Source organism: Synechococcus sp. BS56D (assembly GCF_004332405.1).
GTDB lineage: Bacteria > Cyanobacteriota > Cyanobacteriia > PCC-6307 > Cyanobiaceae > Synechococcus_C.
Map to the genome: position 1 here is coordinate 336,411 of NZ_PHQU01000001.1, position 25,288 is coordinate 361,698.

30 protein-coding genes and 2 tRNA genes are annotated in these 25,288 nt (G+C 62.2%); 20 read left to right on the forward strand and 12 right to left on the reverse strand.

The window, feature by feature from the left end; genetic code table 11:
- Nucleotides 1-2 precede the first annotated feature (2 nt).
- Nucleotides 3-4,178 (forward strand): right-handed parallel beta-helix repeat-containing protein, encoded by a 4,176-nt coding sequence (locus tag CWE17_RS01920; RefSeq protein ID WP_131454652.1) that lies wholly within the window; start codon nucleotides 3-5, stop codon nucleotides 4,176-4,178.
- Between the two features lie 21 nt (nucleotides 4,179-4,199).
- Here CWE17_RS01920 and CWE17_RS01925 read toward each other — a convergent pair whose 3' ends face one another.
- Nucleotides 4,200-5,117: a 3'(2'),5'-bisphosphate nucleotidase CysQ gene (locus CWE17_RS01925; protein WP_131454653.1), complete on the reverse strand. Its 918-nt coding sequence runs from the start codon at nucleotides 5,115-5,117 to the stop codon at nucleotides 4,200-4,202.
- A gap of 23 nt (nucleotides 5,118-5,140) precedes the next feature.
- Between CWE17_RS01925 and rsmI the strand changes: the two genes are divergently transcribed.
- Together rsmI and CWE17_RS01935 are read left to right on the forward strand one after the other, a co-directional pair.
- The gene (gene rsmI / locus CWE17_RS01930; protein WP_131454654.1) at nucleotides 5,141-6,070 is read left to right on the forward strand and encodes a 16S rRNA (cytidine(1402)-2'-O)-methyltransferase; all 930 of its coding nucleotides are present in this window, start codon (nucleotides 5,141-5,143) and stop codon (nucleotides 6,068-6,070) included.
- The gene (locus CWE17_RS01935; protein ID WP_131454655.1) at nucleotides 6,070-6,297 is read left to right on the forward strand and encodes a hypothetical protein; all 228 of its coding nucleotides are present in this window, start codon (nucleotides 6,070-6,072) and stop codon (nucleotides 6,295-6,297) included. Before rsmI ends, CWE17_RS01935 begins: the two co-directional genes overlap by 1 nt.
- Before the next feature lie 9 nt (nucleotides 6,298-6,306).
- Here CWE17_RS01935 and CWE17_RS01940 read toward each other — a convergent pair whose 3' ends face one another.
- Nucleotides 6,307-7,068 (reverse strand): helix-turn-helix domain-containing protein, encoded by a 762-nt coding sequence (locus CWE17_RS01940; protein ID WP_131454656.1) that lies wholly within the window; start codon nucleotides 7,066-7,068, stop codon nucleotides 6,307-6,309.
- A gap of 67 nt (nucleotides 7,069-7,135) precedes the next feature.
- Between CWE17_RS01940 and CWE17_RS01945 the strand changes: the two genes are divergently transcribed.
- Nucleotides 7,136-7,209 (forward strand) — tRNA-Arg (locus CWE17_RS01945).
- A gap of 46 nt (nucleotides 7,210-7,255) precedes the next feature.
- Here the strand turns inward: CWE17_RS01945 and CWE17_RS01950 are convergent.
- The 3 genes from CWE17_RS01950 to CWE17_RS12300 form a co-directional block, all read right to left on the reverse strand.
- Nucleotides 7,256-7,552 (reverse strand): hypothetical protein, encoded by a 297-nt coding sequence (locus tag CWE17_RS01950; protein ID WP_131454657.1) that lies wholly within the window; start codon nucleotides 7,550-7,552, stop codon nucleotides 7,256-7,258.
- Between the two features lie 448 nt (nucleotides 7,553-8,000).
- Entirely contained in the window at nucleotides 8,001-8,294 is a 294-nt protein-coding gene (locus CWE17_RS12345; protein WP_131454658.1) for a Nif11-like leader peptide family natural product precursor, read from the reverse strand.
- Nucleotides 8,295-8,343: 49 nt separating this feature from the next.
- Nucleotides 8,344-8,745, reverse strand: coding sequence for a hypothetical protein (locus CWE17_RS12300; RefSeq protein WP_240789199.1), 402 nt, complete (start codon nucleotides 8,743-8,745; stop codon nucleotides 8,344-8,346).
- Between the two features lie 35 nt (nucleotides 8,746-8,780).
- Between CWE17_RS12300 and CWE17_RS01965 the strand changes: the two genes are divergently transcribed.
- Entirely contained in the window at nucleotides 8,781-9,215 is a 435-nt protein-coding gene (locus CWE17_RS01965) for a glyoxalase (protein WP_131454659.1), read from the forward strand.
- A gap of 224 nt (nucleotides 9,216-9,439) precedes the next feature.
- Here CWE17_RS01965 and CWE17_RS01970 read toward each other — a convergent pair whose 3' ends face one another.
- On the reverse strand, nucleotides 9,440-9,916 hold the full coding sequence (locus tag CWE17_RS01970; RefSeq protein WP_131454660.1) for a hypothetical protein: 477 nt from the start codon (nucleotides 9,914-9,916) through the stop codon (nucleotides 9,440-9,442).
- A gap of 88 nt (nucleotides 9,917-10,004) precedes the next feature.
- Here CWE17_RS01970 and CWE17_RS12060 point away from each other — a divergent pair, with 88 nt between their 5' ends.
- A complete protein-coding gene (locus CWE17_RS12060) occupies nucleotides 10,005-10,169 on the forward strand; it encodes a hypothetical protein (RefSeq protein ID WP_161567574.1) in 165 nt (54 codons plus the stop codon).
- Here CWE17_RS12060 and CWE17_RS01975 read toward each other — a convergent pair.
- The gene (locus tag CWE17_RS01975; RefSeq protein WP_131454661.1) at nucleotides 10,162-12,234 is read right to left on the reverse strand and encodes a glycogen-debranching protein; all 2,073 of its coding nucleotides are present in this window, start codon (nucleotides 12,232-12,234) and stop codon (nucleotides 10,162-10,164) included. The genes CWE17_RS12060 and CWE17_RS01975 overlap by 8 nt on opposite strands.
- A gap of 69 nt (nucleotides 12,235-12,303) precedes the next feature.
- Between CWE17_RS01975 and CWE17_RS01980 the strand changes: the two genes are divergently transcribed.
- From CWE17_RS01980 to CWE17_RS01995, 4 genes are all read left to right on the forward strand, one after another.
- Nucleotides 12,304-12,984 carry an MBL fold metallo-hydrolase gene (locus tag CWE17_RS01980; RefSeq protein ID WP_131454662.1) on the forward strand — a complete coding sequence of 227 codons (681 nt, stop codon included), beginning with the start codon at nucleotides 12,304-12,306 and terminating at the stop codon, nucleotides 12,982-12,984.
- 130 nt (nucleotides 12,985-13,114) lie between these two features.
- Nucleotides 13,115-13,390 carry an HU family DNA-binding protein gene (locus CWE17_RS01985; protein ID WP_006043393.1) on the forward strand — a complete coding sequence of 92 codons (276 nt, stop codon included), beginning with the start codon at nucleotides 13,115-13,117 and terminating at the stop codon, nucleotides 13,388-13,390.
- Nucleotides 13,391-13,439: 49 nt separating this feature from the next.
- Entirely contained in the window at nucleotides 13,440-14,393 is a 954-nt protein-coding gene (gluQRS, locus tag CWE17_RS01990; protein WP_131454663.1) for a tRNA glutamyl-Q(34) synthetase GluQRS, read from the forward strand.
- A 23-nt stretch (nucleotides 14,394-14,416) separates the two neighbouring features.
- The gene (locus tag CWE17_RS01995) at nucleotides 14,417-14,614 is read left to right on the forward strand and encodes a hypothetical protein (RefSeq protein WP_131454664.1); all 198 of its coding nucleotides are present in this window, start codon (nucleotides 14,417-14,419) and stop codon (nucleotides 14,612-14,614) included.
- 106 nt (nucleotides 14,615-14,720) lie between these two features.
- On the opposite strand, the gene CWE17_RS02000 is transcribed toward CWE17_RS01995, so the two are convergent.
- Nucleotides 14,721-15,707, reverse strand: a complete 987-nt coding sequence (locus CWE17_RS02000; RefSeq protein ID WP_370318261.1) for a 2-hydroxyacid dehydrogenase — start codon at nucleotides 15,705-15,707, stop codon at nucleotides 14,721-14,723.
- A gap of 114 nt (nucleotides 15,708-15,821) precedes the next feature.
- On the opposite strand from CWE17_RS02000, the gene CWE17_RS02005 reads away from it, so the two are divergent.
- On the forward strand, nucleotides 15,822-16,094 hold the full coding sequence (locus tag CWE17_RS02005; RefSeq protein ID WP_131454666.1) for a hypothetical protein: 273 nt from the start codon (nucleotides 15,822-15,824) through the stop codon (nucleotides 16,092-16,094).
- A 17-nt stretch (nucleotides 16,095-16,111) separates the two neighbouring features.
- Entirely contained in the window at nucleotides 16,112-16,405 is a 294-nt protein-coding gene (locus CWE17_RS02010; protein WP_240789200.1) for a lactate dehydrogenase, read from the forward strand.
- A gap of 33 nt (nucleotides 16,406-16,438) precedes the next feature.
- Here the strand turns inward: CWE17_RS02010 and CWE17_RS02015 are convergent.
- Nucleotides 16,439-16,509 (reverse strand) — tRNA-Gly (locus CWE17_RS02015).
- Nucleotides 16,510-16,645: 136 nt separating this feature from the next.
- Here CWE17_RS02015 and CWE17_RS02020 point away from each other — a divergent pair.
- The 5 genes from CWE17_RS02020 (at nucleotide 16,646) to plsY (ending at nucleotide 20,840) form a co-directional block, all read left to right on the forward strand.
- Entirely contained in the window at nucleotides 16,646-17,962 is a 1,317-nt protein-coding gene (locus CWE17_RS02020; protein WP_131454827.1) for an MFS transporter, read from the forward strand.
- A gap of 16 nt (nucleotides 17,963-17,978) precedes the next feature.
- Entirely contained in the window at nucleotides 17,979-18,725 is a 747-nt protein-coding gene (locus CWE17_RS02025; protein WP_131454667.1) for an ABC transporter permease, read from the forward strand.
- Between the two features lie 13 nt (nucleotides 18,726-18,738).
- Nucleotides 18,739-19,146, forward strand: a complete 408-nt coding sequence (locus CWE17_RS02030) for a DUF3119 family protein (RefSeq protein ID WP_131454668.1) — start codon at nucleotides 18,739-18,741, stop codon at nucleotides 19,144-19,146.
- Nucleotides 19,147-19,254: 108 nt separating this feature from the next.
- Nucleotides 19,255-20,238 (forward strand): DUF3086 domain-containing protein, encoded by a 984-nt coding sequence (locus CWE17_RS02035; protein ID WP_131454669.1) that lies wholly within the window; start codon nucleotides 19,255-19,257, stop codon nucleotides 20,236-20,238.
- Nucleotides 20,238-20,840: a glycerol-3-phosphate 1-O-acyltransferase PlsY gene (gene plsY, locus CWE17_RS02040; protein WP_131454670.1), complete on the forward strand. Its 603-nt coding sequence runs from the start codon at nucleotides 20,238-20,240 to the stop codon at nucleotides 20,838-20,840. The genes CWE17_RS02035 and plsY overlap by 1 nt, the downstream gene beginning before the upstream one ends.
- Nucleotides 20,841-20,932: 92 nt before the next feature.
- Here plsY and pyrF read toward each other — a convergent pair whose 3' ends face one another.
- Nucleotides 20,933-21,682 carry an orotidine-5'-phosphate decarboxylase gene (gene pyrF / locus CWE17_RS02045; RefSeq protein ID WP_131454671.1) on the reverse strand — a complete coding sequence of 250 codons (750 nt, stop codon included), beginning with the start codon at nucleotides 21,680-21,682 and terminating at the stop codon, nucleotides 20,933-20,935.
- A gap of 50 nt (nucleotides 21,683-21,732) precedes the next feature.
- On the opposite strand from pyrF, the gene CWE17_RS02050 reads away from it, so the two are divergent.
- Nucleotides 21,733-22,173, forward strand: a complete 441-nt coding sequence (locus CWE17_RS02050; RefSeq protein ID WP_131454672.1) for a cupin domain-containing protein — start codon at nucleotides 21,733-21,735, stop codon at nucleotides 22,171-22,173.
- Here CWE17_RS02050 and tyrS read toward each other — a convergent pair whose 3' ends face one another.
- Together tyrS and CWE17_RS02060 are read right to left on the reverse strand one after the other, a co-directional pair.
- Nucleotides 22,174-23,421, reverse strand: a complete 1,248-nt coding sequence (gene tyrS / locus CWE17_RS02055) for a tyrosine--tRNA ligase (RefSeq protein WP_131454673.1) — start codon at nucleotides 23,419-23,421, stop codon at nucleotides 22,174-22,176.
- A 66-nt stretch (nucleotides 23,422-23,487) separates the two neighbouring features.
- Complete coding sequence (locus tag CWE17_RS02060; RefSeq protein WP_131454674.1) at nucleotides 23,488-23,814, reverse strand: DUF1825 family protein; 327 nt, start codon at nucleotides 23,812-23,814, stop codon at nucleotides 23,488-23,490.
- 125 nt (nucleotides 23,815-23,939) lie between these two features.
- Here CWE17_RS02060 and CWE17_RS02065 point away from each other — a divergent pair, with 125 nt between their 5' ends.
- Together CWE17_RS02065 and CWE17_RS02070 are read left to right on the forward strand one after the other, a co-directional pair.
- The gene (locus tag CWE17_RS02065; RefSeq protein ID WP_131454675.1) at nucleotides 23,940-24,683 is read left to right on the forward strand and encodes a response regulator transcription factor; all 744 of its coding nucleotides are present in this window, start codon (nucleotides 23,940-23,942) and stop codon (nucleotides 24,681-24,683) included.
- Nucleotides 24,684-24,716: 33 nt separating this feature from the next.
- The gene (locus tag CWE17_RS02070) at nucleotides 24,717-25,286 is read left to right on the forward strand and encodes a general secretion pathway protein GspK (RefSeq protein WP_131454676.1); all 570 of its coding nucleotides are present in this window, start codon (nucleotides 24,717-24,719) and stop codon (nucleotides 25,284-25,286) included.
- Nucleotides 25,287-25,288 lie beyond the last annotated feature (2 nt).

Below are 25,288 nucleotides of genomic sequence, written 5' to 3' on the forward strand. Positions count from 1 at the left end.
AAATGAAATTCCGGACCGCCCTGACCGGCCTTGCCCTGACCTTCTCCGCTTCTGCCGCCTATGCAGCCGAACCGGCGTCAGAGTACAAAGTGCCTCAGGTACGCACCAATGGTGGTCTGCGATTTCAAAGCGAGGGCGCTGGCACCCCGAACACTCTGAGCGGCTACATCTTTGCTCCGCTGTCCCAGAGCGAGGAGGGCAATGTGCTGTTCGTGGATGGTTTTGCCAACTGGAATTTCGGCGGAGATCTCAACGACAGCAACTTCGGTGCCAGCACCCGCCTGGGCTACCGCTGGATGAGTAGTGGTAAGGACTGGATGTTTGGTGTCAACGCCGGTGCCGACACCACCCCTTATGAAGGTGATTACAACTGGCAGGCCGGCGTGGGCCTTGAAGCGCTCAACAAAAACGTTGAGCTGCGCGCCAACGGCTACATCCCCTTGAGCGACAGCAATAAAGAGGTGGGTCGGGGGTATTCAGGCGCCTATCTGAGCAATAACAGTCTGTATCTCAAGAACACCTACCAAGACTGGATCACCAGCTACGGCGGTCTGGACCTGGAAGTCGGCACTCCCGTGGCCAGATGGGACCAGGGTGGCCTGTGGCTCTATGCCGGCTACTACTACCTCGACGCCACAGTGGCCGACGGCCCAGACAGCTCTGGCTTCAGCGCCCGGGCTGAAGCGCGCATCGCCGACAACTTCGCTGTAGGTGCCACCTACAGCTACGACGACATTTTTGAAAGCAAAGCGACCGGCTACATCCGCTACGGCACCCAGCCGCTCAACGGCGATGCTGGAGCGGAAATCTCCCGCGCTGAGCGGGCCCTTCTGGCCCAGCGTGGCCTGCCTGTGGAGCGTGAAATTGACGTGCGCATCAGCCAAGTGCGGATCAACAAGGGCACCCAAAAAGCTGAAAATCCTGACACCAATGAAGATTGGGTGATCCGTTGCGTCGGCAGCAACGCCAGTGGCAACGATTGCGATTACACCAGCCTCACGGCCGCCGTGAATGCCGGCAACAGCGATGTGATTTTGGTGGCCGATGGCAACGCCACAGACCTAGGCGGCAGCAGCCTGGCCATACCCAAGAGCGCGGTACTGAGCAATGGCCGCAATGCACCCGATCTGGACACCCAATACGGCACGGCAGGCCTGCGCGAGATCTATGGCGCCGGCAGCGTCAACCGCACGCCGACCATCAGCAACGGCACCCTGACGGTGGCCAGCGACAGTGCGATCGAAGGCTTCAGCTTCACGAACGCCTCGATCACCAACCGCAGCACCAGCAACGTCAGCATCCGGAACAACACCTTCACCGGCTCGGTGGATGGCGAAGGCGCGATCGTGTTCGACGGTGCCAACGATGTGGTGATTGCTGGCAACACCATCACCAACCCCACCACTAGCGCTCTTGAAGGGGATGCCAACGGCAGCCTGATTGGCCGCGGTATCGCGGTGAAGAACGGCAACAACATCCGCATCACCGGCAACACCGTGAAGGGTGCCACCGGCGAAGGTATTTACGTCGAAAACATTGGCACCAACCGCAACAACACGGTGAGCAACAACACCGTGAGCGATATGCGGGTGGATGTCGACACCAACCTCGAAGCCGGCATCTTCGTTCGCAACAACAAAGACGGCTACATCGCCATTACCGGCAACACGGTGAAGGACAACAACCAGGAAAGCGGAGTAGGTGCACCCACCTCACGCGGCCTGAGCGGACAAAACGCAGCTGACGGCATCGAGCTGAACATCTGCCGCGGTGGTGTCAACATTCAAACCAGCAAGGATGGCGGCACCGATGACCGCTTCAGCGATGATCTCGCTGGCGCCTGCACCAGCAACGCCACCCTCACCGCCGTGGTGAACAACAACGTTGTCACCAACCTGCAAGGCAGTGCCGATGGCATCGACACCAATGTGGGCGACAACGGCACCCTGAACCTCACGGTTAAGGGCAATACCGTTACCGGCGCTGGCGATGAAGCCTTCACCCTTGATGTGTTTGGAGCCAAGACCGCTGTCACCGCCGTCATCAGCGACAACGTCTTCAAGACGTCAGGCGCGAAGGGGGCTCGTACGGATGCGAACGGCGCCTATGACGAGGACGGTTCCACCGACGGCATCGCCATCACTCTGACGGAATTGCCAGCGACCGACTACACCCCTGATGGTAACTACGACTTCACCATCACCGGCAACACCATCGTGGTGGATACCGACAACCTGGCAGGAACCAACGAAAAGCCCGAAAAAGCGGAAGGCATCAAGTTCACCGTGGCTGAAGAGCAGCTGAAGGGCAAAATGAAGCTCAAGGCGGTGATCGATAACAACACCATCACCACACGCTCCGGTGATGGCATTGAATTTGCCATCAATGAGAAAGCTGATGGAATCCAAGTTGAGCTGGATGCAACAGTCTCCAACAACACCATCACCCAAACCAATGATGCACTCCAAGCAGGTGTCGCTGATACAGGCGACGCCAATGACGCCATCAAGTTTGAATTCAATAAAGATGGCGTTGCCGCATCAACGGCGAAAACCTCAGGCTCAATCCTGATCGACAACAACACGATCATTCAGAAGGAAGGTAATGGCGCCCTCGGCGACGCCGTTGACATCAAAAACGATGGTGTCGATGCCAACGCCGAAATCAAGGTGACTGTCAAGAATCAGGTTCAGGATTCAAAGGTCAAGATCACACGTGTGAACGACCAGATTCTTGCCGATACTGTCACCAACCTGGTCATCAAAGACAACACCATCACCAACCCTGAGCTGAGCCTGCTCGAAGGTTCTTCAGTGGAGAGCTACATCGGTCGCGGCATCGATGTGCGGAATAGCAACAAGGTAACGATCGAAGATAACGTAATCACTGGTGCCACAGGCGAAGGCATCTACATCGAAAACATCGGCACAAGCACCGACAACATCATCACCGGCAACACCGTGTCGGGAATGAAGGCCAGTGAAGACTCCAACCTGGAAGCCGGCATCTTCGTTCGCAACAACAAAGACGGTTACATCGCCATCACCGGCAACACCGTGAAAGACAACAACCTCACCTCCGGGGTGGGCTTCCCTGCTGATCGCGGCACCAACGCCACTGATGGCATCGAGCTGAACATCTGCCGCGGTGGGGAGAACCTTGGCTCCGATGCCTTCACCGACGGTGTTGCCGGCGCCTGCGCTAGCAACGCCACCCTCACCGCGGTGATTGATCAGAACACCGTGAGCAATCTCCAAGGTGGTGCTGACGGCATCGACGCCAACATCGGCGACAACGGTCGATTGATTCTCACCGTTGATCAGAACACCGTGACGGGTGCCGGCGATGAAGGCTTCACCCTTGATGCCTTCGGTGCCAACACCCAGGCCACCGTCTCCATCACGAACAACACCCTGAAGACCTCGGGTGCCAAGGGTGCAGCCCCTGGGGAAGATGGCTCCACCGATGGCATCGCCATCACCCTGCAGGAGAATGTGTCTGACACCGACTTCATAGCCTCGGGTGTCTACAACTTCACGATCACCGGCAACACGATCGAAGCCGACACCGACAACCTAGCCGGCACCAACGAGAGCGGCGAAAAGGCAGAAGGCATCAAATTCACCATCAACGAAGGGCTCAAGAACGGCACCACCAAGGTGACCGCTGTGATTGAGAACAACGACATCCAAACCCGCATTGGTGATGGGATCGAGTTTGCGGTGAATGAGAAAGCTGGTGAGGGCGTCGTCTTCGATGCCGACATCACCATCAACAACAACCGCATCGTTCAAACCAACGACAATCCTGTTGGTTCCGACAACAAGGATCCGCGTGATCTGATCAAGGCCACCTTCGGCGAGGAGGCGGAGGCGGAAGGCTCCATCACCACTGGCACCTTCACGATCACCAACAACACGGTGACCAGCGCCGCTGAAGCCGGCGATGCGTTCAACTACGAGAGCCTGAGCAAGTCCACCAGCAACAGCTTCAAGTTCAAGATCGAAGGCAATGATTTCTCCGCTGCCGGCGACAAAGACCTGAAGATCATTGTCCCTGCTGGATTCCTTGGCATCTTCGCTCCCGATGGCACCACCGATTTCGATGCTTACCTCGACAGTGTCAATACTGGCGCCGAGACTGAAATTACTGGTTCCCCCGAAGTGTTCCGCTTCTGATCGCGCAGCATCAAGCGATCTCTAGACCGCAAAACCGGGATCGATCTCGGCCATGGCCCGCGTCGCACGCTCTCCGAGCTCGGCGTGGGCTTTTCCATGGCTGGCGATCAGACAGCCGGCCTGACGAACATCGCCGGTGTTGTAGGTGAGGCTGGCCTGATCGGCGTGGGTGAAGCGACCACCAGCCGCGAGCAGCACCGCTTCCGGAGCCGCCATGTCCCAGTCCTTGGGGGCACTCCGACCGGAGAGGGAGATGTAGAGATCGGTTTCGCCTCTCAGGATCGTGGCCACCTTGAAGCCAACGCTGCCCACTGCTTTGGAACCGCCGAGCTCGAGGGCATCTATCAACCTGACCAGACGCTCGTCGCGGTGGCTGCGGCTGGCCACCAAGATCAGATCCGAAACCGTGGTTCTGTCGCTGAAACGAACCGGTGACCGCTCACCCTGACGGTCTTCACACCAAGCACCCTCACCAACGAGACCGATCCAAAGCTCATCGGCTTCCGGCAGCAACACAACACCAAGTACAGGCCGCTTGTCACGCACCAGAGCCAGATGAACGGCGTATTCGCCTGTGCCCTGCAGAAAATCCTTGGTGCCATCCAGGGGATCAAGAATCCACAGCCATTCGGCCGGCACAGGTTGCCCCTCCGTGAGCTGCTCTTTGGCGGTCTCCTCACTGAGCAGCGTCCAGTCGGCATCGGGGAACGCGGTGGACAGACCGTCCAGCAACCATTTGTTCACTGCCAGGTCAGCCGCAGACACCGGGCCCTCCCCGCCGTCATCCACACTCAACGCCTTGGGAAAACCATGCGGGGGCTGCTCGCCGCGGGCATAGGCCCGCAAGATGTCGGAGGCGCCCCAACTCAGTCGACGCAGGGCTTCCAATAGCGCCTCCTGATCGATCCCGGCGGGCAAGGTCAGGGGGCTCGGCATCATGGAGATTTCTGGGCGGAGCCATTGTGAAGCAGCGGGCCGAACCGGATGCCGGAGTGCTCTACGTGGTGGGCACACCCATCGGACATCTTGGGGATCTCTCGCCTCGAGCCAAAGCGCTGCTGCTGGCCGTTGACACCATTGCCTGCGAAGACACCCGCCACAGCGGCCAACTGCTGAGCAGTCTTGGTTCGACAGCTCGCCGCTGCAGCTTTCATCAACACAACACCCGCACTCGCCTGCCCCAGCTGCTGGCAGAACTGAAGCAGGGCCGAAGCGTGGCGGTGATCAGCGATGCGGGCTTACCGGGCATCAGCGACCCGGGCGAGGAGCTGGTCGCCGCCACCCGCGCCGCCGGGCATGACGTGATTTGCATCCCTGGCCCCTGCGCGGCAACAACCGCCCTTGTAAGCAGCGGCCTGCCTAGCGCCAGGTTCTGCTTTGAGGGTTTCCTGCCCGCCAAGGGGCGGGAACGACGGGAGCGGCTGCAGCAGATCAGCGAGCAACCGTGCACCAGCGTTCTCTACGAAGCACCGCATCGCCTGTTGCAGCTCTTGGATGAGCTCGAGGAACTCTGCGGCCCGCAACGGCCGCTGCAGGTGGCAAGGGAACTGACCAAACGCCATGAACAGCAGGTGGGCCCCACCGTGGAAGCAGCACGTCTGCACTTTGATGCCCAGGCGCCCCAGGGGGAGTTCACCCTGGTGCTGGGAGGCGTTCCCGCGCCACGCAAGGAGACGCATGATGACCAGTACTGGCGCGACCAATTGCAGGTGTTGATTGAGAGCGGTCTCAGCGCCAATGCCGCGGCCAAACAACTAGCCAGCGGCGGTGACCGCTCCAAGCGGGAGCTCTATGCCCTGCTGCACCAAGAGGAGCCCCCAAGCTCGACAGGCAACTCAAGCTCGACAGCCATCCCCGAGCGATCAGACTGTGCGCAGAGCGATCGGGACTGATGCTGCTACGGCTGCGCCTGCTACTGCTGAGCCTCGGGGCTGCCGGACTCTTGCTGCTGGTGCTCTGCCTTGGTGCCCAGAACCTCAACGAACGCCATGCGCTGAATCTTGGCTTCGGCCGCACGGCGCCACTGCCCTCCGGATTTCTCGTAGGCGTGAGCCTGGTCATCGGTGTGCTCAGTGGCGGCAGCCTGGCGGCGGTGCTGATGCCCCCCAGAGAACCCTGAACGGACGACTCAGGCGTCGAGAGCGATCAGTGACCCATCCAGCACAAGCCTGGTGATGCCCCGAGCGACGAGATAGGAGGTGGTGCGTTCGAACACCTGGCTGTCGGGAATTTTGATCACGCGCTGATTGCGACCGCACTGCCGCTTGGCAGTACGGGGACTGGCGAACAGGGCCAGAGACTGCCGTTCCTGATCTTCACTGGCGATCGCGCCGAGCTCGGGGAAATCACTGAGGGGCCTGGGATCCAGCTCCACCAGCTTGTCCACCAGCATGTAGACGCTCTCTGGAAGCACGCCAGGGCCGATCGGACGGCACTCGGCCGGGAGACCAGGATCCGCGGGGATCTGATCGGTGAGGACAGCCACCGTATGGAATTCCTGCTCGGGCTCGCTGCCGGAATCAGGGTCGCCTGGCTCGAGATCGTCGCCAGGATCGGGATCATCGGCGAAATCGTCGGCATCATCGAGGGCCAGGCTGGCGGGATCCTCCTCTGCTGAGATCTCAGCACTTGGCGTGTCTTCGGCAGGTGGAGCCAGCGTCGGCGTTGAAACCATCGAGGAGGTGCCCCCGTTAGCCAGGGCCGCGGGACGGGCCGCCCGCCCCTTCTTGAGAGCTTCGTACTCCTCCGGAGTGAGCGCGCTCCGAACCGTGCGGCTCACGGTGTTGGGGCTGCAACCGAACGCCTCGGCAAGCTGAGCACTGCTCTCGCCTGCGCGGTAGCGCTCCACCAGCTCCTGTTTCTGCCTGTCGCTGAGCCGGCTAGGCGCCATCTGCCATGGACTGCAAGCTCATCAGCTTAGGCGTTGCAGTCCGTGCCAGCTGCCAAGATGAGCCGGTGCTCCCTTAGCTCAGCTGGATAGAGCAGCTGCCTTCTAAGCAGCCGGTCGTTGGTTCGAATCCAACAGGGGGCGTCTCAAAGTCCGCGTCACAGCCCGCAGCTGCCACGCCGTCAGGCAGTCACCCTGAGCAGTCAGCGCCGTATATCTCACCCACAAGCCTCTCCAGAACCGCCAGAGCCTCAAGGTCAGCCAAGGTCTTCTGCGCCTGAGCCACCATCGTTCGCCCATGCGGGGCGCATTCAGCAACGAGTGCCGCACCCTCTGACGCTTCAACCTTGACGCGCTCGACACAGGACCTGATCCGCTCGCTGATGCGGTTGATGTCTTCGGTCTCCTCTGCCATGGCAGGAGTGATGCTGCTCAGGAGCAGACGTTGAATCGCAGCGTTGGCTGATTCAGGGGTGAGGTCTGACATGGCGCCATTGTCCTCAAGGCAGCTTCAAATGGCAGCTACTGCAGAGACCCTTGTCGAGCTACCGCTGCAGACGGCGGCGCTGCTTGCCAAGCAACTACTGAGCAGGTTGCGCTGATAGCGAAGGGGCAGCGGTGCCGAACACGCACTGACCCAAGCAAAGACCTGAAGCGGAAGACCCCAGGGCCTATCCAGGACTGAACGACAAGGCAAAGCTGCACTCCCCTGAGGAGAACCTGATTGCCCAGCGTCGCTGCCGTCAGCTGATCGAAGGCGGCTATAGCGCTGTGGATTGATGAGGTGTTATCAAGCAACAAAAAACCCCGCCACTGTTGTCGCACTGCGGTTACTTAATTGAAAGAAATTGTGCCAGGTATCGGAAGCCGTTTGGGGCTGGTTGAGGGTGGATGAAGAAATAAAAAGCCCCTGCGATTGCAGGGGCTTGACGGGATTAGGGATTAAGTTTTGGGTTAAAGGAGTCTCCCGATCGGGTTAAGGCCCTACACACGACAAGCCACGAAGCCTCCACCACCTGTTTTTGAAACAGCCCTACACCACCAGCCACGCCTTCCCAACTTGAAAGCTCTACCTGAGCCTTCTTAAGCTCCTCAACAGAAATCACAAAGCCCGCAGCCTTAGCAATCGAAACTACGGAATCAGTATCTGCAGCTGCCTTCAGCTTCTCCTGAAGCCCCGGATCTGCTTGGACGGCTTCCCAGAAAGCTTTCAGTCGCTCTTCTGACATTGGAACATGTGGAGCTACAGCCGGGTCTTAGCAATCCTCGGCAGCGGCATCAACAACTCAAACACTCAGGGGCGAGCAACCTTTTGTCTTCCTCGTCTGGGTTAGAGGCTGACCCCAGATGCCACCCAACCAGCCTCTCTGCTTCGTCTGTCGTGAGGATTGGGTTCAGCCCATCAAGCATCAGCTCAATGACAGCAGGCTCTCCCAGCCGTTCGATTCCTAGAGACAGCCAAGCCCTGAAGTCATCAGTGGCATTGGCACGATGCGCTAGGAGCAGTTCCTGCAGCAGCGCAATAATCATCTGAGTGTCGAAGGCCATTGGTCGGGTGCAACTGCTGAAAGCATTCCCCGCTGAAGCAGAAATTCTGTTGAGAAATTGGCCAAACGAAAAGACGTTCGACGAACAGTGAAGTCGAGCCCATGCCTTTTCAGCAACCGTCCGGAGGGTCATGGCTAGATTTTGAGTCACGCCTCCCCTGAAGCCCCATGAGCATCGGCGAGCTGGTCACCATCAAGTTGACCCACCCCTTTATCAAGGGCATCAATCACTCCGCGATGACGGCTCCCCCGGGCCAGGAAGACCAGGCTCGCAGCTTTTACTCAGGCTTGCTGAAAATGAAAGAAGGGGCAATCCCTGCTCACCTTGGCAATCTGCAAGGACAAGTGAAGACAGGGCTCATCTGGTTTGTTTTTAATGATGCCATGATCCACATCGTTTTCGATGAGGCTCATACTCCGATCCCCGCAGGCCGTCACCTCTGCTTTCAAATCGATAACCTGACGGCTCTTCATCAGTTATTAACAACCCATGGGCATGTGCCCTTTGGCGAAGAAAAGCTCTCGGACCGCAAACGCTTCTTTGTGAAAGATCCCTTTGATAACTGCCTGGAGTTCCTGGAGTTCCAACCACCAAGGGCTTGAACTCCATCACCCTGCCATCCCTGTCATGCGACTCCAGCAGGGGGGTGTTGAGTCATCAAAGGAAATCGTAATCGTCCTCATGCTCATTGGAGAGCGCCTGCATCACCAAGGTCGACAAAGGGATCGCCAGAGCAGCGATGACTAGCAATTCCATAAAAGCTCTCCCTTGATTGAGCGCAGTCAATCAGCCATCGCCTCTGGAGAGCGTGGCAACGGCAACCGAATCAGAGATCCGAAGGAAATGGCTGCTCCTGGGGACGCCATTGCCAGGTCTGGGAGAAGTCCACTCTCACCCCCTCACCTCTGAGCTTGATCAAGCGGGTGAGTCTCACGCTTCGACCGGGATCGCACTGCTTCTTGATCCGCACCTTGGGGCTCTGAAACACGAAGCGCTGATCCATGAACTGGTTCAGTGCCACGGCGGACACCCCCGTGCCAGAGGGCTGTTCGGTCAGATCGATCTGAAAGCGATCGCACTGAAAGGCCAAGGCCGCACCAGGCTGGGCGGTCACTGCGTCCCCTCGCTCCCGGCAGGGAATCAAGCCATGGTTGGCGAGCCGCAAGGAAGCCTGAGCAGGCAACAACGGCGCCCAGGTCTGACCCAATGGCAAATCACAGTCACCAGCGATCGCTGCATTGGCAGTTCCAACAGCTGCAACGGTGACCAGCAGCGCTGCCCCAAACCGGAGACAACCGTTCATCAGCCCGCCATTCATCGGAATGATTTTAGGGCGCACCACTGGCTGCTCTCTGCCAACGGCGGCAGGCTGAATCATCCGAGGGTTCGTGATGCCACTGGAAACACAACAGCTCGACGATGGGGCGATCAGGGTCTGCCTGCGGCAGGACGGAATCGAGGCCTGCACGGTGGTCAGCAGCTTCCATCTCGTGGAAGACAAGCGCCGGCAGCTTGAACTGAGCATCCAACGCAAGGCCGCTGCCGCCTTCAGCTGAGCGGGCTGAGCATCTCCCTGGCCACCATCACCACCAGGCTGCGCGCCTCCAGGGGCACCCCGGAGGGACTCCAGCTCTCCGGTTGCTCGGGCAGGTCATCGCCTGCTGGCAAGGCGGTGTCGATGAGGCGATGCCAGGGGGAGGCCGGTTCAGGCAGATCGAAATGCATCGCCTTGAAGTAACTGTTGAAGCCAATCCAGAGCACCGCGCCACGGGTACCGCGCTGCAGGCTGGCGGCCAGGCAATGGGACCAACTGGCCCAGTCGGGCTTGCCCAGTTCCACCCCATGCCACTGGCGCCACAGCTGATCAGGATCACCGGACCGCGGCAACGGTGATTCAGCGATCGGCTGGCTTGGGTTGATCAAATCCGCCATCTGCTGACGCAGGCGCAGCAAACGCCGCACATAGGTCTGCAGATCCCGATCGCAATGGTCATCGCCCCAGATCATCCAGCTCAGGGGGCTGTCCTGACACCAGGTGTTGTTGTTGCCCCCCTGACTACGCCCCACTTCATCGCCCATCAGAAGCATCGGCACACCCCGACTGAGCAGCAGAGACGTGAGCAGGTTGCGCTGTTGACGGCGGCGCAGGGCGGTCACCGCCCGATCGCTGCTTGGGCCTTCCACCCCGTGATTCCAACTGCTGTTGTGGTTTTCGCCATCGCGGTTGTCCTCCCCATTGGCGAGGTTGTGCTTGCCGTTGAAACTCACCAGATCCATCAGGGTGAAGCCGTCATGGGCGGTGATGAAATTCACCGACCGCCCCAGGGTCAGGGGCCGACCACCGTTCAGATCCGGACTACCTCGCATTCGCTGACCGATCTTCCAGGTGCTGTTTTCATCCCCCTTCCAGAAGCTGCGTACGTCATCGCGGAAGCGTCCGTTCCAGGCTCCGATCCGCTCCGCCGGGAAGTCGCTGAGCCGATAAAGGCCGCCACAATCCCAGGGTTCGCTCACCAACTTGAGATCACTGAGGAGCGGATCGGCTTCGATCGCCTCAAACAGGGGCGGATGGTCGAGGGGCTTGAGCCCCTCCCCACGACTCAAAGCGATACCGAGATCAAAGCGGAAGCCGTCAATCCCCAGCTCGATTGCCCAGCAGCGCATCGACTCGAGGATCAGCTGCCGAGCCAGGGGGCGATTGGCGGCAATGCTGTTGCCGCACCCGCTCACATCGAGGTAATCGCCTTTGGCGTTCTGGTGGTAGTAGAGACGATCACCCACGCCCCGCCAGCTGAGCGTGGGGCCATGGTGATTGCCCTCCGTGGTGTGGTTGTAGACCACATCCAGAAGCACCTCGAGGCCGGCATCGTGGCAAGCGGCCACGAGCTCTCGCACCTGCTGTCGAGCTTGAAGCGGGTCGTCTCCTTCGATGTAGCCGTGGTGAGGAGCGAACCAGCTCAAGGGGCTGTATCCCCAAATGTTGTCGCGACCGATCGGAGCGTCCTGGGGATCAAAGGCCTGGATCGGTAGCAGTTCGATCGCTGTGACCCCCAGATCCTTGAGATAAGGAAGTTTGTCGATGACCCCTCTCAACGTGCCCCGACGCTCAGGGGCGACGCCGCTGTCACTGCGGCGGGTAAAGCCACCCACATGCAGCTCGTAGATGACGGTGCGATTCCAGGGGTGGCGTGGCCTGGGATGGGCAGTGAAATCAAACGCATCCCGCTCGCACACCACCGCCTTCAAGCAGCAGTCGGTGTTGGGGGAAGCGCCAGTAGCCGCGGCCCGGCGATAGACACCCCAGCCGCTGATCGCCCGCGCGCACGGGTCCAACACCACCTTGGCGGGACGGAAGCCGTGGCCCCCCGGCTCCAGCGGGCCGAACACCCGGTAGCCATAACAGGCACCGGCCCTCAGGCCCTCTACCTCCACATGCCAGTAATCACCGGAGCGATGCTCGGGGCCGAGGTCAATGATGCGCTCGGGCTGGGGGGCATCGCCATCGGCGAACAGCAACAGCTCCACCCGGTTGGCCGCCGGTGCCGCCAGGGAAAAGTTCACCCCTCCAGACGTGAGCGAACTGCCCAGGGGCCAGGGTCTGCCGCGCTGGATCGTGCTCAAGGATCCCCGACCGCAGGGCGCGGTCCTCACTGCGCTCAAACTAATGCTTGCGGCCGTTCCCATCAGCCCATGCCCCTTCCCTCGGTTCTGGAATCAGGACGTCCGCCGCAGCAGATCCGCCCCTTCCTATGGCTGTTTCCCCCCAATCGCGACTGTCGCGGGGGCTCCGCCTGGTGGCTTGACAGCGATCCAGAGCCGGTCTTGATCGACTGCCCGCCCCTGACCGAAAGCAGCCTCAAGGCCCTGCACGAGCTGGCGGCAGGCCGTACACCCCGAATCGTTCTCACCAGTCGAGAGGGCCATGGGCGCGTGCGACGCCTGCAGGAACACCTGGGCTGGCCGGTGCTGGTGCAGGAACAGGAGGCCTATCTGCTGCCAGGCGTCGATCCGCTCGAGACTTTCACAGACACGCACACCACCGCGGCAGGCCTGCGCCTGCTCTGGACGCCTGGCCCCTCTCCCGGCAGCTGCGTGCTGCATGCTCCACCCCCTTGGGACCTGCTCTTCTGTGGCCGTTTGCTCATCCCTGTGGCAGTGGGTCAGCTGGCCCCATTGCGCCATCGCCGCACCTTTCACTGGCCGCGTCAGCAGCGCAGCCTCGAGCGACTGCGCGATTGGATTCCTCCAGATCAAAGGCCAGCACTGGCATCTGGCGCTGGGCTTGGCGCCCTCCGCGGCGAGCGACTCAGCCCCTGGGAGAGCTGGATGCCCTCAAGCCCGACGGCAGGTTTCGCAGACCCACCGTCGTAAAGCGTTGCGGCGCGGGGTCTTTCGGTTGCCGCACCGGCGCAGCCTCCATACGATTGGCGCGCTTGGACAAGCCCATGCGGATGTTGCCTTCCGCATCGCCAACCCGCTTCCGCATCCCACGCCTCCTCACATGAACAAAGCTGACCTCGTCAACCTCGTTGCCGCTCGCACCGAGCTGACCAAGACCGACGTCTCCCTCGTGGTCGACGCCGCCATCGAAACCATCATCGATTCCGTTGTTGAAGGCAAGAAGGTCTCCATCCTCGGTTTCGGCTCCTTCGAGCCCCGCGAGCGTTCCGCCCGTCAGGGTCTGAACCCCAAGACCGGCGAAAAGATCAAAATTCCCGCCAAGCGCGTTCCCGCCTTCACCGCCGGCAAGATGTTCAAGGATCGCGTCCAGGGCTGATCCCATCCATCGTTCAGGATCGAAGCGGCCCCAAGGGGCCGCTTTTTTGATGGCCGATGGCATGCGCCCGACCCCTGACCATCTAGAGCAATGGATCTCGGAAGGCCAGCGCCTGCGGACTCAGGGCTATCGGGGTCGTTTCGCACCTACCCCTTCTGGACCGCTGCACCGCGGCAACCTGGCCACCGCCCTGCTCTCCTGGCTAGCGGCACGCCATGAGAACGGCACCTGGCTGCTGCGCTTCGATGATCTCGATACGCCGCGTCTGCGCACCGGAGCGATCGACAGCGCCTGTGCAGATCTGTGTTGGCTGGGATTGCACTGGGATGGCCCTCCGATCCTGCAAAGCCAGCGCCGGGGGCTTTACAACTCTGTGCTGTCCCATTGGCGGCGAAGCGGAGACCTCTACCCCTGCCGCTGCAGTCGACGCCAACTGGCAGCCCAGCCGTTGTATCCCGGCACCTGCCGCAACCGCAGGCTGGACTGGGGCTGGCAACAGGCTCGCCTGCCGGCCTGGAGGCTCAGGGTTCCCGCGCCGTTCTCGGAGCGCTGCGGTGATCTGGTGCTGCGCCGGGCTGATGGCTTCATTGCCTATCACCTGGCCACCGCCGTGGATGAGCTCGCTCTGGGCATCAGCGAGGTGGTGCGCGGGGCTGACCTTGCTGCAGTGCGGGAAGCCCAAGAGGCGGTCATCGCCGCCCTCACGCCGTTGGAACCGCCGCGCTACCGGCACGGGCCGCTGCTTTGCGATGCCAGCGGAGCCAAGCTGTCAAAACGGGATGGCAGCGAAGGGCTTGCGCCGCTGAAGGCCCACAGCATCCAGCCGGATCAGGTGATTGGACTGCTGGCCGCTGACCTGGGCCTGATCGCGCCAGGCTCGGCTCTCTCCGCTAAGGAGCTGCTCCAGGACGTGAATCACGACCCAACGAAGCTGAAGGCACGCCTCAACGCCAATTCTTCACAAAGGCTTCGGGATCACGGAGGTGGAATCTCTCCACACTGAAGTCAATTCACTTCAGATCAGGCATGGCCATCTGTTCGCGTTGCGGGGGGAGCGGCATCCAGCGGGTCTCCGATCAGCGGTTCCGCACCTGTCTCGACTGCCTAGGCCATGGCGATGGCCAAGGACTGGAGGTCGGCCAGGAGTCCCTGCGCTTTCCTCCGGGTGAACTGGGGATGACCGAAGCGTTCAGCGCAGCTGTTTCCGCTTCTGCTGCCAAATAAAGAAGGCGGCGGTGGCGACCACCGCCACCAGGGGCACCGTGGTGAACAGCAGCAGCGCGACGGCAGTCCAGTCGGTATACATCCGGTCAAGGAGAAAGCCGCTGCATCATCTCAGGAGATCGTTCCCACACGGCAATCCTGCGGCCACCTGATCAAGATTGCTGAGGGTGGTGGTCGCGATCGCTTCCAGGGCCGCATCGGTAAGGAAGGCCTGATGGGCGCTCACCAGCACATTGGGGAAGGTGAGCAAACGTTCAAAGGTGTCATCCCCGATCACTTCACCGCTGTGATCGGCAAAGAACAGGCCTCCCTCCTGTTCATACACATCCAGAGCGAGACCTCCGAGCTGGCCGGCCTTGAGTGCGGCAATCACCGCCTTGGTATCGAGCAGACCGCCTCGACTGGTATTCACCAGTAGAGCCCCCCGGGGCATCATGGCCAAACGCTCAGCGTTGATCAGATGATGGGTGGCTGGCAGGAGCGGACAGTGGAGGCTGACCACCTGACTGTTGGCGAGCAGCTCCTCAAGACCCACGTATTGGATTCCCACGTCAGAGAGCCGCGGGTCCTGCTGGACAGGATCGCTGGCCATCACCTTCATACCAAAGGCCCGAAGCAAAAGCGCGGTTGCGGCGCCGATCCTGCCGGTACCCACCACGCCTGCGGTCTTGCCATGGAGCTGGAGTCCCACCAGACCGCTGAGATCAAAGTTGTTCTCCCTAACCCGGTTGTAGGAACGATGCAGACGACGCCCCAAACAGAGCAGCAGAGCCAGGGCGAATTCGGCCACCGACTCAGGGGCATAGGAGGGCACATTGACGACGCGCAGCCCCAGCCGACGGGCGGCCTCCAGATCAACACTGTCGGTACCGGCGCAGCGCAGGGCGATCACCCGCACCCCGAACTGCGTCAATTGCTCCAGGGTGGCGTCACAGAGATCGTCATTCACGAAGCTGCAAACGGCATCACAGCCCTCGGCAAGCACCGCGGTCTCCGGGGTGAGTCGCTCGCGGCTGTAGACGAACACATGGTCGGAGCCCGCCTGCAGGGCACGCACAAAACTCTCAATGTCGTAGTGGCGAGCACTCGCCATCCACACCTTCATCGCTGGTGCCAGTCGCTCTCTCCCTGGTTTAGGGGCAAAACCCAGCCCTGTCGTTCAACAGCGCACCTTTCAATCCCATGGCTGCTCCTGGGGCTGGGACTGGTGCAGCCAACGGCCGTACTGGCGGGGCTGACCACAAACCTGCTGCCATCGGCGCAGGACTGCCTGCAGACCGCCAGGGAAGCCAGCTGCCACCAGGCGCTGGTGCTGGCTGAATCCCTGCAAAGGAAGGCGGCAAGGGCCGAGCGCAACAGCTGCCAGAGCATGACGCTGGGTCTCCAGGCCGACGTGCTTATGGTGCAGCTCAAGAACGGTCGAGGTGACAACGCCTTCGACACGCTCCGCGACGTTCAACGCCACTGCCAGGGTCTCTAAGACAAAAAACCGCCACCATGGCAAGCAATCGTTGCTCTGCCGCCGTGCCACGCCCCTGCCCCCAACGACTGCTGCTCCTTCTCATCCTCTGGGGTTCCACCGGCACCGGAGCCGCCCTGGCCCAAGTGAGCTTCGATGACTGCCAGCCCGTGGCCGGTGGAGGCATCACCTGCAACACCGTTCCTTACGGGAACACCCGCATGCAAATGATCGATGGCGAATATGGCCTCTTAGATCAGGCCAGTCCTGGCTGGGCTGAATACGACCCCTATGAGGGCTATGAGGACATGCTCGGAGGCAACCAGACCTGAGGGTCAGATCTGATCCATCAGAGCTGAAGGACAAGCGGGCGGCGGGAATCGAACCCGCATCATCAGCTTGGAAGGCTGAGGTTTTACCACTAAACTACGCCCGCACTAATACACCCGAACCAGTCACCCTGAACGGGTGAGGTCATTGGATGCGTGCCCCAGCATTATGACGGTCCGCCTGCCACACCCCCTCGCTTGACCACCTCCAACGTTGCATCCGAGGGCTCCCGGCGCCGCCTGATGGTGGCCTACGGACTCGGCGATGCCGGCACCGGACTGGCTGCCACCCAACTGGGCTTTTACCTCTTTCCCTTCTTCACTTGCGCCGCAGGACTGCCTGCCTTCATCGCCGGCTCCCTGCTCACGGTGATCAAGGTTTGGGATGCGCTCAACGATCCCTTGATTGGCTGGATGAGCGATCACACCCAGAGCCGCTGGGGCCCACGCTTGCCCTGGATGCTTGGCGCCGCCCTGCCCTTGGGGATCAGCCTGGCGGCGATGTGGTGGGTGCCTGAGGGCGACACCCTGCAGCGCACGCTCTATTACGTGGTGATGGCGATCCTGCTGATGACCGCCTACACGAGCGTCAACCTGCCCTATGCGGCCCTTTCCACCGAGCTCACCAGCGACACAGCCGTCCGCACCCGGCTCAACGCCGCCCGATTCACTGGGTCGATCATCGCTGGCCTCAGCGGCCTGATCGTTGCCTCGTTGGTGCTGAGCGACGGCGCCGATGGCTACCTGCGCATGGGCAGGATTACCGGAACGATTGCAGCTCTCGCAACGCTCGCCTGCTGCTGGGGTCTCGCCCCCTACGCCAAGAAAGCCCAGCGACCAGGCGGGCACGCCGAGCCTCCCCTGCAGCAACTGCGCCGGATTCGAGCCAATTCACGCTTTCTGATGGTTCTCGGCCTGTATCTGCTGCTCTGGTTCGCCCTGCAGCTGATGCAGGTGGTGGCTCTGATCTGGCTGGTGCAGGTGATCCATGTGCCACCAGGCCTCTCCACCTGGATCCTGCTTCCCTTCCAACTGAGCGCCCTTGTGGGCCTCCAGCTCTGGAGCCTGCTGTCCAACCGTCGCGGACGCATCAAGGCCTTGCACTGGGGTGGTGGCCTCTGGATTGCCGCCTGCCTGCTGTCGATGCTCTTCCCGGTGCTTCCCGCTGGCGCCAATGCTGCCCAGCTCGCCCCGCTGATCGGCCTCATCCTTCTCGTAGGACTCGGGGCCTCAACCGCTTATCTGATCCCCTGGTCGCTGCTGCCTGACGCCATTGATGCCGATCCGGCCAGGCCCGCTGGCCTTTACACGGCCTGGATGGTGTTCGGGCAGAAGCTGATCATCGGCTTGAGCATGTCGGTCTTCGGCGCACTCCTTTCGCTCACCGGCTACATCTCGAGCGAAGCCTGCAGCGGGGCCCTCAGTTTCATCGAGCAACCAGCCACGGCTCTGCTCGCGATCCGTCTGTGCATGGGTCTGATTCCCGCCACACTCGTGGCATTCGGCCTGTTGGTAATGCGACGCTGGCCCGACCGCGGCGCCCATCTTCAGCACACCTGACCACACGAGACCTTTGATGCAAGCCCCCCGCTGGTTACGACGTCTCGGCAGCAGCCTGCTGATCGGAGGCCAGGCCGTGACCGCCGCCTCCCGCGGCAAGATCAACACCATTGACCTCTTCGATCAGCTGCTGGAGGCGGGACCAAGCAGCTTCCTGATTGTGCTGATCACCGGTGTGGCCGCAGGCTCCGTGTTCAACATCCAAGTGGCCGCCGAACTGAGTGGGATGGGAGCCGGCTCCACCGTGGGTGGCGTGCTGGCCATCGGCCTGGCCAGGGAGATCGCACCCCTGCTCACCGCCACGCTGCTCACCGGGAAGGTCGCCACGGCCTACGCCGCCCAGCTGGGCACCATGAAGGTGACCGAACAGATCGATGCGATCACGATGCTGCGCACTGACCCGGTGGAATACCTGGTCGTGCCTCGACTGATCGCCATGGTGGTCATGGCACCGGTGCAATGCCTGCTCTTCTTTGGCGTCGCCGTCTGGGCAGGCCAGATGACCAGCACGGCCTTCTACAACATCCCGCCTGCGGTGTTCTGGAACTCAGTGCGCACCTGGCTGCAGCCCGATGACCTGCCGTTCATGCTGATCAAGGCTCTGGTGTTTGGCCTTCAGATCGCCGTGCTCTCTTGTGGCTGGGGCCTCACCACCGAAGGAGGCCCGAAGGAGGTAGGAACCAGCACCACCGGTTCGGTGGTCATGATTCTGGTGACCGTGGCTCTGATGGATGTGCTGCTCACCGAACTCCTGTTCGGCTAAACCCTCCACCGTGATGAATCAAGACCATCCCAACCCAAACCTGGAGGCGGTGAGCCTCAGCGCCAACCCTCGCCTGCCGCTGCTGGTGCTGCTGTTCAGCCTGGCTTTGTTGCCGCTGCCCCTCAGCCCCTGGCCGACCCTGCCGGTGGCTCTGTTCAGCCTGTTTCTACTGCTGCAGACCTACAGCCTGCGCCTGGAGTTCTGCCCCGACACCCTGGTGGTGTGGCGCGGCGGACAGGAGCTGCGTCGCTTCCCCTACAGCGACTGGCAGGCCTGGCGTCTCTTCGCCCCATGGCTCCCTGGGCTGCTGTATTTCCGCGAAGTCAAGAGCATTCATTTCCTGCCGATCCTGTTTGATCCGCAACAGCTGCGCGCCCAGCTGGAGCTGCGGGTGGGCGCCCTGGAGACAGGCAAGCCTTGAGCCAATGGCACGCTCTCGTATCGCAGACGCAACGGAAAAGCCACGGGAACGTGTCTCACCAGTCGGGCTTGCCGTGATCCGCTGAAATGGAGCCAGGACCGGTCTGCCATGCCTGACGACACCGACCTGAATCCCACCGACCTGCATCCCCAGGACGCGCAGGACGCTGCGCAAGCCCAGGACGCTGGGACAGCGCCATCCACGGGCGAACCAGACGCCGCAGCCAAAGAACAGTTCATCCAACTGGCTCTCTCTGATCTGCAAGCGCGCCGCGCGGAGCTGGAAGAGGAGATCCAGACACTGAGTGCGCGCAAACAGCAGCTCGAGGAAGAGATCAACACCAGCTTTGCCGGTCAGTCCGATGCGATCGCCCGCCGCGTGAAGGGCTTCCAGGAGTACCTGGGCGGCGCACTCCAGGGCCTGGTTCAGTCGGTGGAAAACCTCGAACTGGTCGTGCAGCCCGTGGTGGTGCAGCCCTCGCCCCTCGATCAGCAGGCCGCTGCCGCCGGTACAGAGGCAACTGAAGCCCCAGCCCCGGCCGCAGTTGCCGACACCTTCCGCCCAGACGAGACGCTGATCCGCAACAACCTCGAGCGCTTCCTCGGGCAACCCGATTTCTACGCCGATCCCTGGAAACTGCGCCGCAGCCTGGAAGCCCCCGACACAGCCCTGCTGCAGGACTGGTTCTTCAATCAGGGGGGGCGCGGGGCCCAGCCCAGCCGCGGCAGCCGGCCACGCAATGTGTTGCTGAGTGCAGCCCTGATCGCCATCATCGGCGAGCTCTATGGCGACCAGTTCCAGACCCTGGTGCTGGCAGGCCAGCCTGAACGACTCGGAGAGTGGCGACGCGGCCTCCAGGATGCGCTGGGTCTAGGCCGGGAGGATTTCGGCCCCAATAGCGGCATCGTGCTGTTCGAGCGGGGGGATGCGCTGGTGGAGCGAGCTGACCGCCTGGAGGAGCGGGGCGAGGTGCCGCTGATCCTGATTGATGCCGCCGAACGGGTGGTCGACATTCCCGTGCTTCAGTTCCCTCTCTGGCTGGCCTTCGCGGCCGGGCCAGGCGAGACCTACGACGACGACGACCTGCTCTGATGGGCTTCCTCTCCTTGCTCCTGGGCTATTTGCTCGGCTCCATCCCCAGCGGCTTCCTGGCGGGCCGCTGGTGCAAAGGCATCGATCTGCGCACGATCGGCTCAGGCTCCACCGGCGCCACCAACGTGCTGCGCAACGTGGGCAAGGGCCCAGCCCTGGTGGTGTTTCTGGTGGATGTGAGCAAGGGGGCGGCGGCTGTGCTGCTGGCCCGAGCCCTCGGCCATGGATCCGATTGGAGCGCCTGGCTTGAGGTGCTGGCCGGTCTGGCGGCCCTGGCCGGTCACATCTGGCCCGTGTGGCTGGGATTCAAAGGCGGCAAGGCCGTGGCCACTGGCTTTGGGATGTTTCTCGGCCTGGCCTGGCCGGTGGGCCTCGCCTGCTTCGGGGTGTTCATGGCCGTGTTCAGCCTGAGTCGAATCGTGTCGCTGGCCAGCGTGATCGCCGCCGTGAGCCTGCCCCTGCTGATGGTGAGCTACCCCGGTGGCAGCCCTCCCTACGTGTTGATTGCCCTCATCGCCATGCTGCTGGTGCTCTGGCGCCACCGCAGCAACCTGCAGCGCCTGATCGACGGCAGCGAACCAAAGGTGGGACAGAAGCCGTGAGCGCCGCGGAGGGCGTGTTCTGGCGCGGGGGCACGGTGTTCTACGGCAATGATCTGGGGACCGCCTGGGGCGGTCTCAACGTCAAGTTCTGATCACTCGCTTTGCTGGGGGCTTCCGATGAGCTCCCCGCAGCAGGCCGCAAATGCAGCCCTGGGATCTTCAGCCTTGGTGATCGGCCGGCCGATCACCAGCTGACTGGCCCCCGCGGCAATCGCCTCAGCCGGCCCCATCACCCGGGCCTGATCACCCACAGCAGCCCCTTTGGGGCGAATCCCCGGCGTCACCAAGGCAAACGGCTCAGGGTGCTGGGCCCGCAATGCCGCGGCCTCCCAAGGTGAGCACACACAGCCACCGATGCCGACAGTCGCCGAGAGCTGCGCCAATGCCGGCACCCTTTCGGCGATGGTCTGGCCAATGGCGAGTTCCCGTTGCAAACGCTGCTCCTCCCAGCTGGTGAGCACCGTCACCGCCAGCAACGTTGGGGCGGGTTGGCCTGCACTTTGGGACCCTTCCACCGCCGCGGCCTGGGCTGCCTTAAGTGCTTCGCTGCCGGCGCAGGCATGCACGGTGATCAGCTCGGCCCCCAACGCCGCAGCCCGCCGGCAGGCCCCGGCCATCGTCGCCGGGATGTCGTGGAATTTGAGATCGAGGAACACCCGCAACCCCTTCTCGCGCAGCTGGGCCACCACCTCAGGCCCGGCCTGCACAAACAACTCCAGGCCCACCTTCACCCAGCGCAAGCCCTCCACCTGGCCAGCCAACGCCAGGGCCTGATCAGGCGCCATGCCATCGAGGGCCACGATGATCCGATCAGCCGGATGAGCGGAAAGCAACGGTGCCAAGACAGAGCAGCAGACTCCCCCCATCCTGAGGGGGCCCCGGTTGCGGCACCATGCTTCCCCGCATCGTCCATCCAGAGCAGCTGCAGGGATACCGCTTCAGCGATCGGGACCACTGCCGCCTGGCCCTGCTCAGTGCCCCCTGCGAGGGCAGCGATGCAAGCTGTGACCCTGCCGCCTCACCCTCACTCTTCCTGGAGATTCACGACCCCTGTGACCGAGTGCCTCTCCACTCCCATCACCTGGCAGCTGAACTGTTTTTTGTCCTGCGCGGCCAGGTGACCTTTCATCTCGGCGACAGGGGGATCAGCGCCAGCGGTGGCGATTTCGTGGTGGTGCCCTCCGAGACCATGCACGATCTGGAGAATCCCGGCCCCGACCGTCTCTATCTGCTCACGGTGCTGAGCCGCGATCAGGGTTTTGCTGACCTGCTGCGGAAGGGCATCCCCACCCCTCTGGATGCGGAGGATCTGGAGGTGCTCCGCACGCTCTGATTAAGCCACCAAACGGCGGAAGGTCTTCTTGCCCAGCTGCAGCACTTTGCCGGCCAATTGATCGGGGCCTGCAAATTCCTGATTGGGATCGCTGAGCTTCTCGCCATCGAGCTTCACGCCGCCACCCTGGATCTGACGGCGGGCTTCACTGCTGCTGGCGCAGATGCCAACGGCGCTGAGCAGATAAAAGGCCTTAGCAGGGAAGTTCACCTCCGCCAGAGACGCCTCCGGCACCTCCGCCGCCGCATCACCGGCGCCCCCAACCAACGTGGCCGCGTCGGCCTGAGCCTTCGTGGCCGCCTCGATCCCATGGCGGCTGGCGGTCACCGCCAGGGCCATCGCCTTCTGCTTCTCGCGGGGATTGTCCGGCAAAGCGTTCAAATCCAGATCGGTGAGCAAGGTCACGTAGTCGTCGATCGCCCCATCGCCCACCTTCTCGAGCTTGGAATACATCGAAAGGGGATCGTCCTCGAGGCCAACGGTGTTGCCCAGGCTCTTGCTCATCTTCTGGACACCATCAAGACCCACCAAGATCGGCAGCAGCAACCCGAACTGGGTGCCTTTGCCGAAATGGCGCTGCAGGTCACGGCCCATCGCCACATTGAATTTCTGATCCGTGCCCCCGAGCTCCACGTCAGCCTCCACCGCCACCGAGTCGTAGCCCTGCAGCAGTGGATAGAGGAACTCATGCAACGCGATGGGGGTGCCGCTGCCATAGCGCTTGGAAAAGTCGTCCTTCGCCAGCATCTGGCCCACGGTGGCAGTCCCCAGCAAGCCGATCACCTGAGGCAGATCCAAGCCCTCCAACCACTCACTGTTGCGGCGCACCTCAAGTCGGCCCGGGGTCTCGAAATCCAGCAGGGCCCGCTCCTTGGGCTGCCCTTGGCCGAGCTGACGCAGGTAGGTGGTGGCGTTGGCTTCCACCTGCTCCTTGCTGAGCTGCACCCGCGTGGCGCTCTTGCCGGTGGGATCGCCGATGCGAGCTGTGAAGTCACCAATGATCAACACCGCCGTGTGGCCCGCATCTTGGAAAGCCCGCAACTTGCGGAACAAAATGCTGTGTCCCAGGTGGATGTCGCTTCCGGTGGGGTCGATGCCCAGCTTGATGCGCAGGGGCCGGCCGGCCTTGTCGGCTGCCTTAAGTCGGGCGTCCAGAGCTTGATCCGGGTCGGAGGGGTCTCCGGCCGGGAAGAGATCGGCCATGCCCCGCGCCAGCCAATGCGGCAGGGAAGAAGAGGCATCAGCCATGGCAGAGGAGCACTGAATCCGTGCGGATCGTACGGGGCCAGCCGGCCCACTTCCCCCGCTGCTCCTTCAGGAGGGCGACTGATCCAGCTGGCTCTTCATACGCTCGAGGGTTTGATTCATCTGCTCGAACATCTGCTCAGGAGTGATCCCGAACTGACCGAGCTGGGTGCGGAGCTGCTCCACGGTGAGCTTGGCCTGGAAGTCTTCCGAGAGCTCGAAGCGCTTCATAAACACCCGATAGCGCCCCATCAGCTCCTCCATCGTGTCGATGAACTTCTTCTTGCCCTCCCGATCAAACTTTCCGTAGTCGGAGCCGAGCTGCATCAGTTGCTGATAGTCGCCGAACAGTCGCTTGGCCTCCTCCTGCACGATCTCGGAGTCGAAGAACGCCATGGCCCGCTGATCAACTGAGAGCGAGTCTGAACAATTCCGCCGTCTCTTAACAGTGCGGATCCCTGCCCCCTGAACGGGGTGAACATGGGAGCAATGCCACCTGCGGCGCATTGCCGCGGCCTTGCGTGGATTTCAGCCAAAGGATTCCCACCCTTCAGGATCGCGTGCGTGAAGGCCATCGCCTGCTCCGACGCAGCCGAACGGCGATCGCCACCGCCGATCGAGTGTTGCTTACCAGTTGGGTGAGCCTGTTTGAAGGTCTGGGCCCGCTGGTCACAGCAGCCACCAGCGAGGAGGAATGCCTGCAAAGCCTCGGCAGCAGCGAGGCAGACCTACTGCTCTGCACGGATCTCCTGGAAGCGGGCAGCGGCGTCAGCCTGGTGCGCCGAGCCAGGGCGGCGTATCCGCAGCTGAAGATCCTGATGCTGATCCAGCGGCCGATCGTGCGCACGATTCTTGAGGCGATTGATGCCGGATCTGATGGGCTCTGCGCCCACCAAAACGCCGGTTCAGGCACCGTGCTGGCCGCCCTCAACGCGATCGAAAGCGACGAGCAATACATCGATCCGATGATCAGCGGCGTTCTTCGTCACGGTCGACTGGGGAAAGGCTCAGACCAAGGCCCCCTTGCGGAGCTCAGCCTGCGGGAGGAAGACGTGCTGCGGGGGCTCTGCCGGGGCATGAGCAACCGGGAGATCGCGGATGCCCTTGTGGTGTCCATCGACACGGTGAAATCCCACGTCGGCAGCGTGCTGCGCAAACTACCGGCCAAAGACCGCACCCATGCGGTGGTGATGGCCTTCCGCGATGGACTGGTGGAGCTGCCAGCCCGGCCGCCCCGCTGGCAGGGACCGGGGGAGTCTGGGTAAGGTCCTGCGGGAAGCAACCGGGAGGCAGCAGCGATGGCCCGCGGCCACTGGCTCGATCCGCTGGCCCGCAAGGTGTTGCAGGCCATGGGTGAGTTGCCGCCCGAACCATCGGCACGGCCAACTCCAGCAGCCCCCCCCGAGCCACCCAGCTGGGTTGTGGATGTGAACCGGGCCAGCGCCTCCCAGTGGCGACAACTGCCTGGCTGCAGTGAGGCCATGGTGGATCTGCTGCTGCGTCTTCAGCGGGGAGGCGTGCAGTTCAGCCAGGCTGAGGATCTGATTCAGTTGCTCGATCTGCCTCCCGAGCTAGCGGAGCGCTGGCGCCCCCACCTGGTCATCCATTGGTATGGGGATGCCCCCCCCCAGCCCCCAGCTCCCCCTCTCGATCTCAATGCTGCTGCTCCGGAGCGACTCACAGCGGCGTTGCTCTGGCCTGCCGATCGCCTTCAGCGACTGATCCAGGAACGCCGCCGCCGCCCCTTCGACAACCTGGCCGACCTGCAGGAACGGCTCTGCCTGCCGCCGGAAGTGGTGGAGCAACTGATTGGCCGGGTCCGCTTCGGGGAGCGGCGACCTGGCCCCAGCCTGCCCCCTGGCTGCTGAAC

Coding starts and splice junctions, on each gene's coding strand:
- CWE17_RS02000 (WP_370318261.1), bottom strand. CDS start 15,707: ATGGCGAGTGCTCGCCACTACGACATTGAGAGTTTTGTGCGTGCCCTG.
- CWE17_RS02010 (WP_240789200.1), top strand. CDS start 16,112: ATGGCAAGCAATCGTTGCTCTGCCGCCGTGCCACGCCCCTGCCCCCAA.
- CWE17_RS12300 (WP_240789199.1), bottom strand. CDS start 8,745: ATGACCCTCCGGACGGTTGCTGAAAAGGCATGGGCTCGACTTCACTGT.
- CWE17_RS01980 (WP_131454662.1), top strand. CDS start 12,304: ATGCCCCTTCCCTCGGTTCTGGAATCAGGACGTCCGCCGCAGCAGATC.
- CWE17_RS12060 (WP_161567574.1), top strand. CDS start 10,005: ATGCCACTGGAAACACAACAGCTCGACGATGGGGCGATCAGGGTCTGC.
- CWE17_RS02025 (WP_131454667.1), top strand. CDS start 17,979: ATGCAAGCCCCCCGCTGGTTACGACGTCTCGGCAGCAGCCTGCTGATC.
- CWE17_RS01940 (WP_131454656.1), bottom strand. CDS start 7,068: ATGGCGCCTAGCCGGCTCAGCGACAGGCAGAAACAGGAGCTGGTGGAG.
- CWE17_RS01985 (WP_006043393.1), top strand. CDS start 13,115: ATGAACAAAGCTGACCTCGTCAACCTCGTTGCCGCTCGCACCGAGCTG.
- CWE17_RS02030 (WP_131454668.1), top strand. CDS start 18,739: ATGAATCAAGACCATCCCAACCCAAACCTGGAGGCGGTGAGCCTCAGC.
- CWE17_RS02070 (WP_131454676.1), top strand. CDS start 24,717: ATGGCCCGCGGCCACTGGCTCGATCCGCTGGCCCGCAAGGTGTTGCAG.
- CWE17_RS01925 (WP_131454653.1), bottom strand. CDS start 5,117: ATGATGCCGAGCCCCCTGACCTTGCCCGCCGGGATCGATCAGGAGGCG.
- CWE17_RS02020 (WP_131454827.1), top strand. CDS start 16,646: ATGGTGGCCTACGGACTCGGCGATGCCGGCACCGGACTGGCTGCCACC.
- plsY (WP_131454670.1), top strand. CDS start 20,238: ATGGGCTTCCTCTCCTTGCTCCTGGGCTATTTGCTCGGCTCCATCCCC.
- CWE17_RS01950 (WP_131454657.1), bottom strand. CDS start 7,552: ATGTCAGACCTCACCCCTGAATCAGCCAACGCTGCGATTCAACGTCTG.
- CWE17_RS12345 (WP_131454658.1), bottom strand. CDS start 8,294: ATGTCAGAAGAGCGACTGAAAGCTTTCTGGGAAGCCGTCCAAGCAGAT.
- CWE17_RS01935 (WP_131454655.1), top strand. CDS start 6,070: ATGCTGCTACGGCTGCGCCTGCTACTGCTGAGCCTCGGGGCTGCCGGA.
- gluQRS (WP_131454663.1), top strand. CDS start 13,440: ATGGCCGATGGCATGCGCCCGACCCCTGACCATCTAGAGCAATGGATC.
- CWE17_RS01995 (WP_131454664.1), top strand. CDS start 14,417: ATGGCCATCTGTTCGCGTTGCGGGGGGAGCGGCATCCAGCGGGTCTCC.
- CWE17_RS02060 (WP_131454674.1), bottom strand. CDS start 23,814: ATGGCGTTCTTCGACTCCGAGATCGTGCAGGAGGAGGCCAAGCGACTG.
- CWE17_RS02050 (WP_131454672.1), top strand. CDS start 21,733: ATGCTTCCCCGCATCGTCCATCCAGAGCAGCTGCAGGGATACCGCTTC.
- tyrS (WP_131454673.1), bottom strand. CDS start 23,421: ATGGCTGATGCCTCTTCTTCCCTGCCGCATTGGCTGGCGCGGGGCATG.
- CWE17_RS01920 (WP_131454652.1), top strand. CDS start 3: ATGAAATTCCGGACCGCCCTGACCGGCCTTGCCCTGACCTTCTCCGCT.
- CWE17_RS02035 (WP_131454669.1), top strand. CDS start 19,255: ATGCCTGACGACACCGACCTGAATCCCACCGACCTGCATCCCCAGGAC.
- CWE17_RS01965 (WP_131454659.1), top strand. CDS start 8,781: ATGAGCATCGGCGAGCTGGTCACCATCAAGTTGACCCACCCCTTTATC.
- CWE17_RS01970 (WP_131454660.1), bottom strand. CDS start 9,916: ATGAACGGTTGTCTCCGGTTTGGGGCAGCGCTGCTGGTCACCGTTGCA.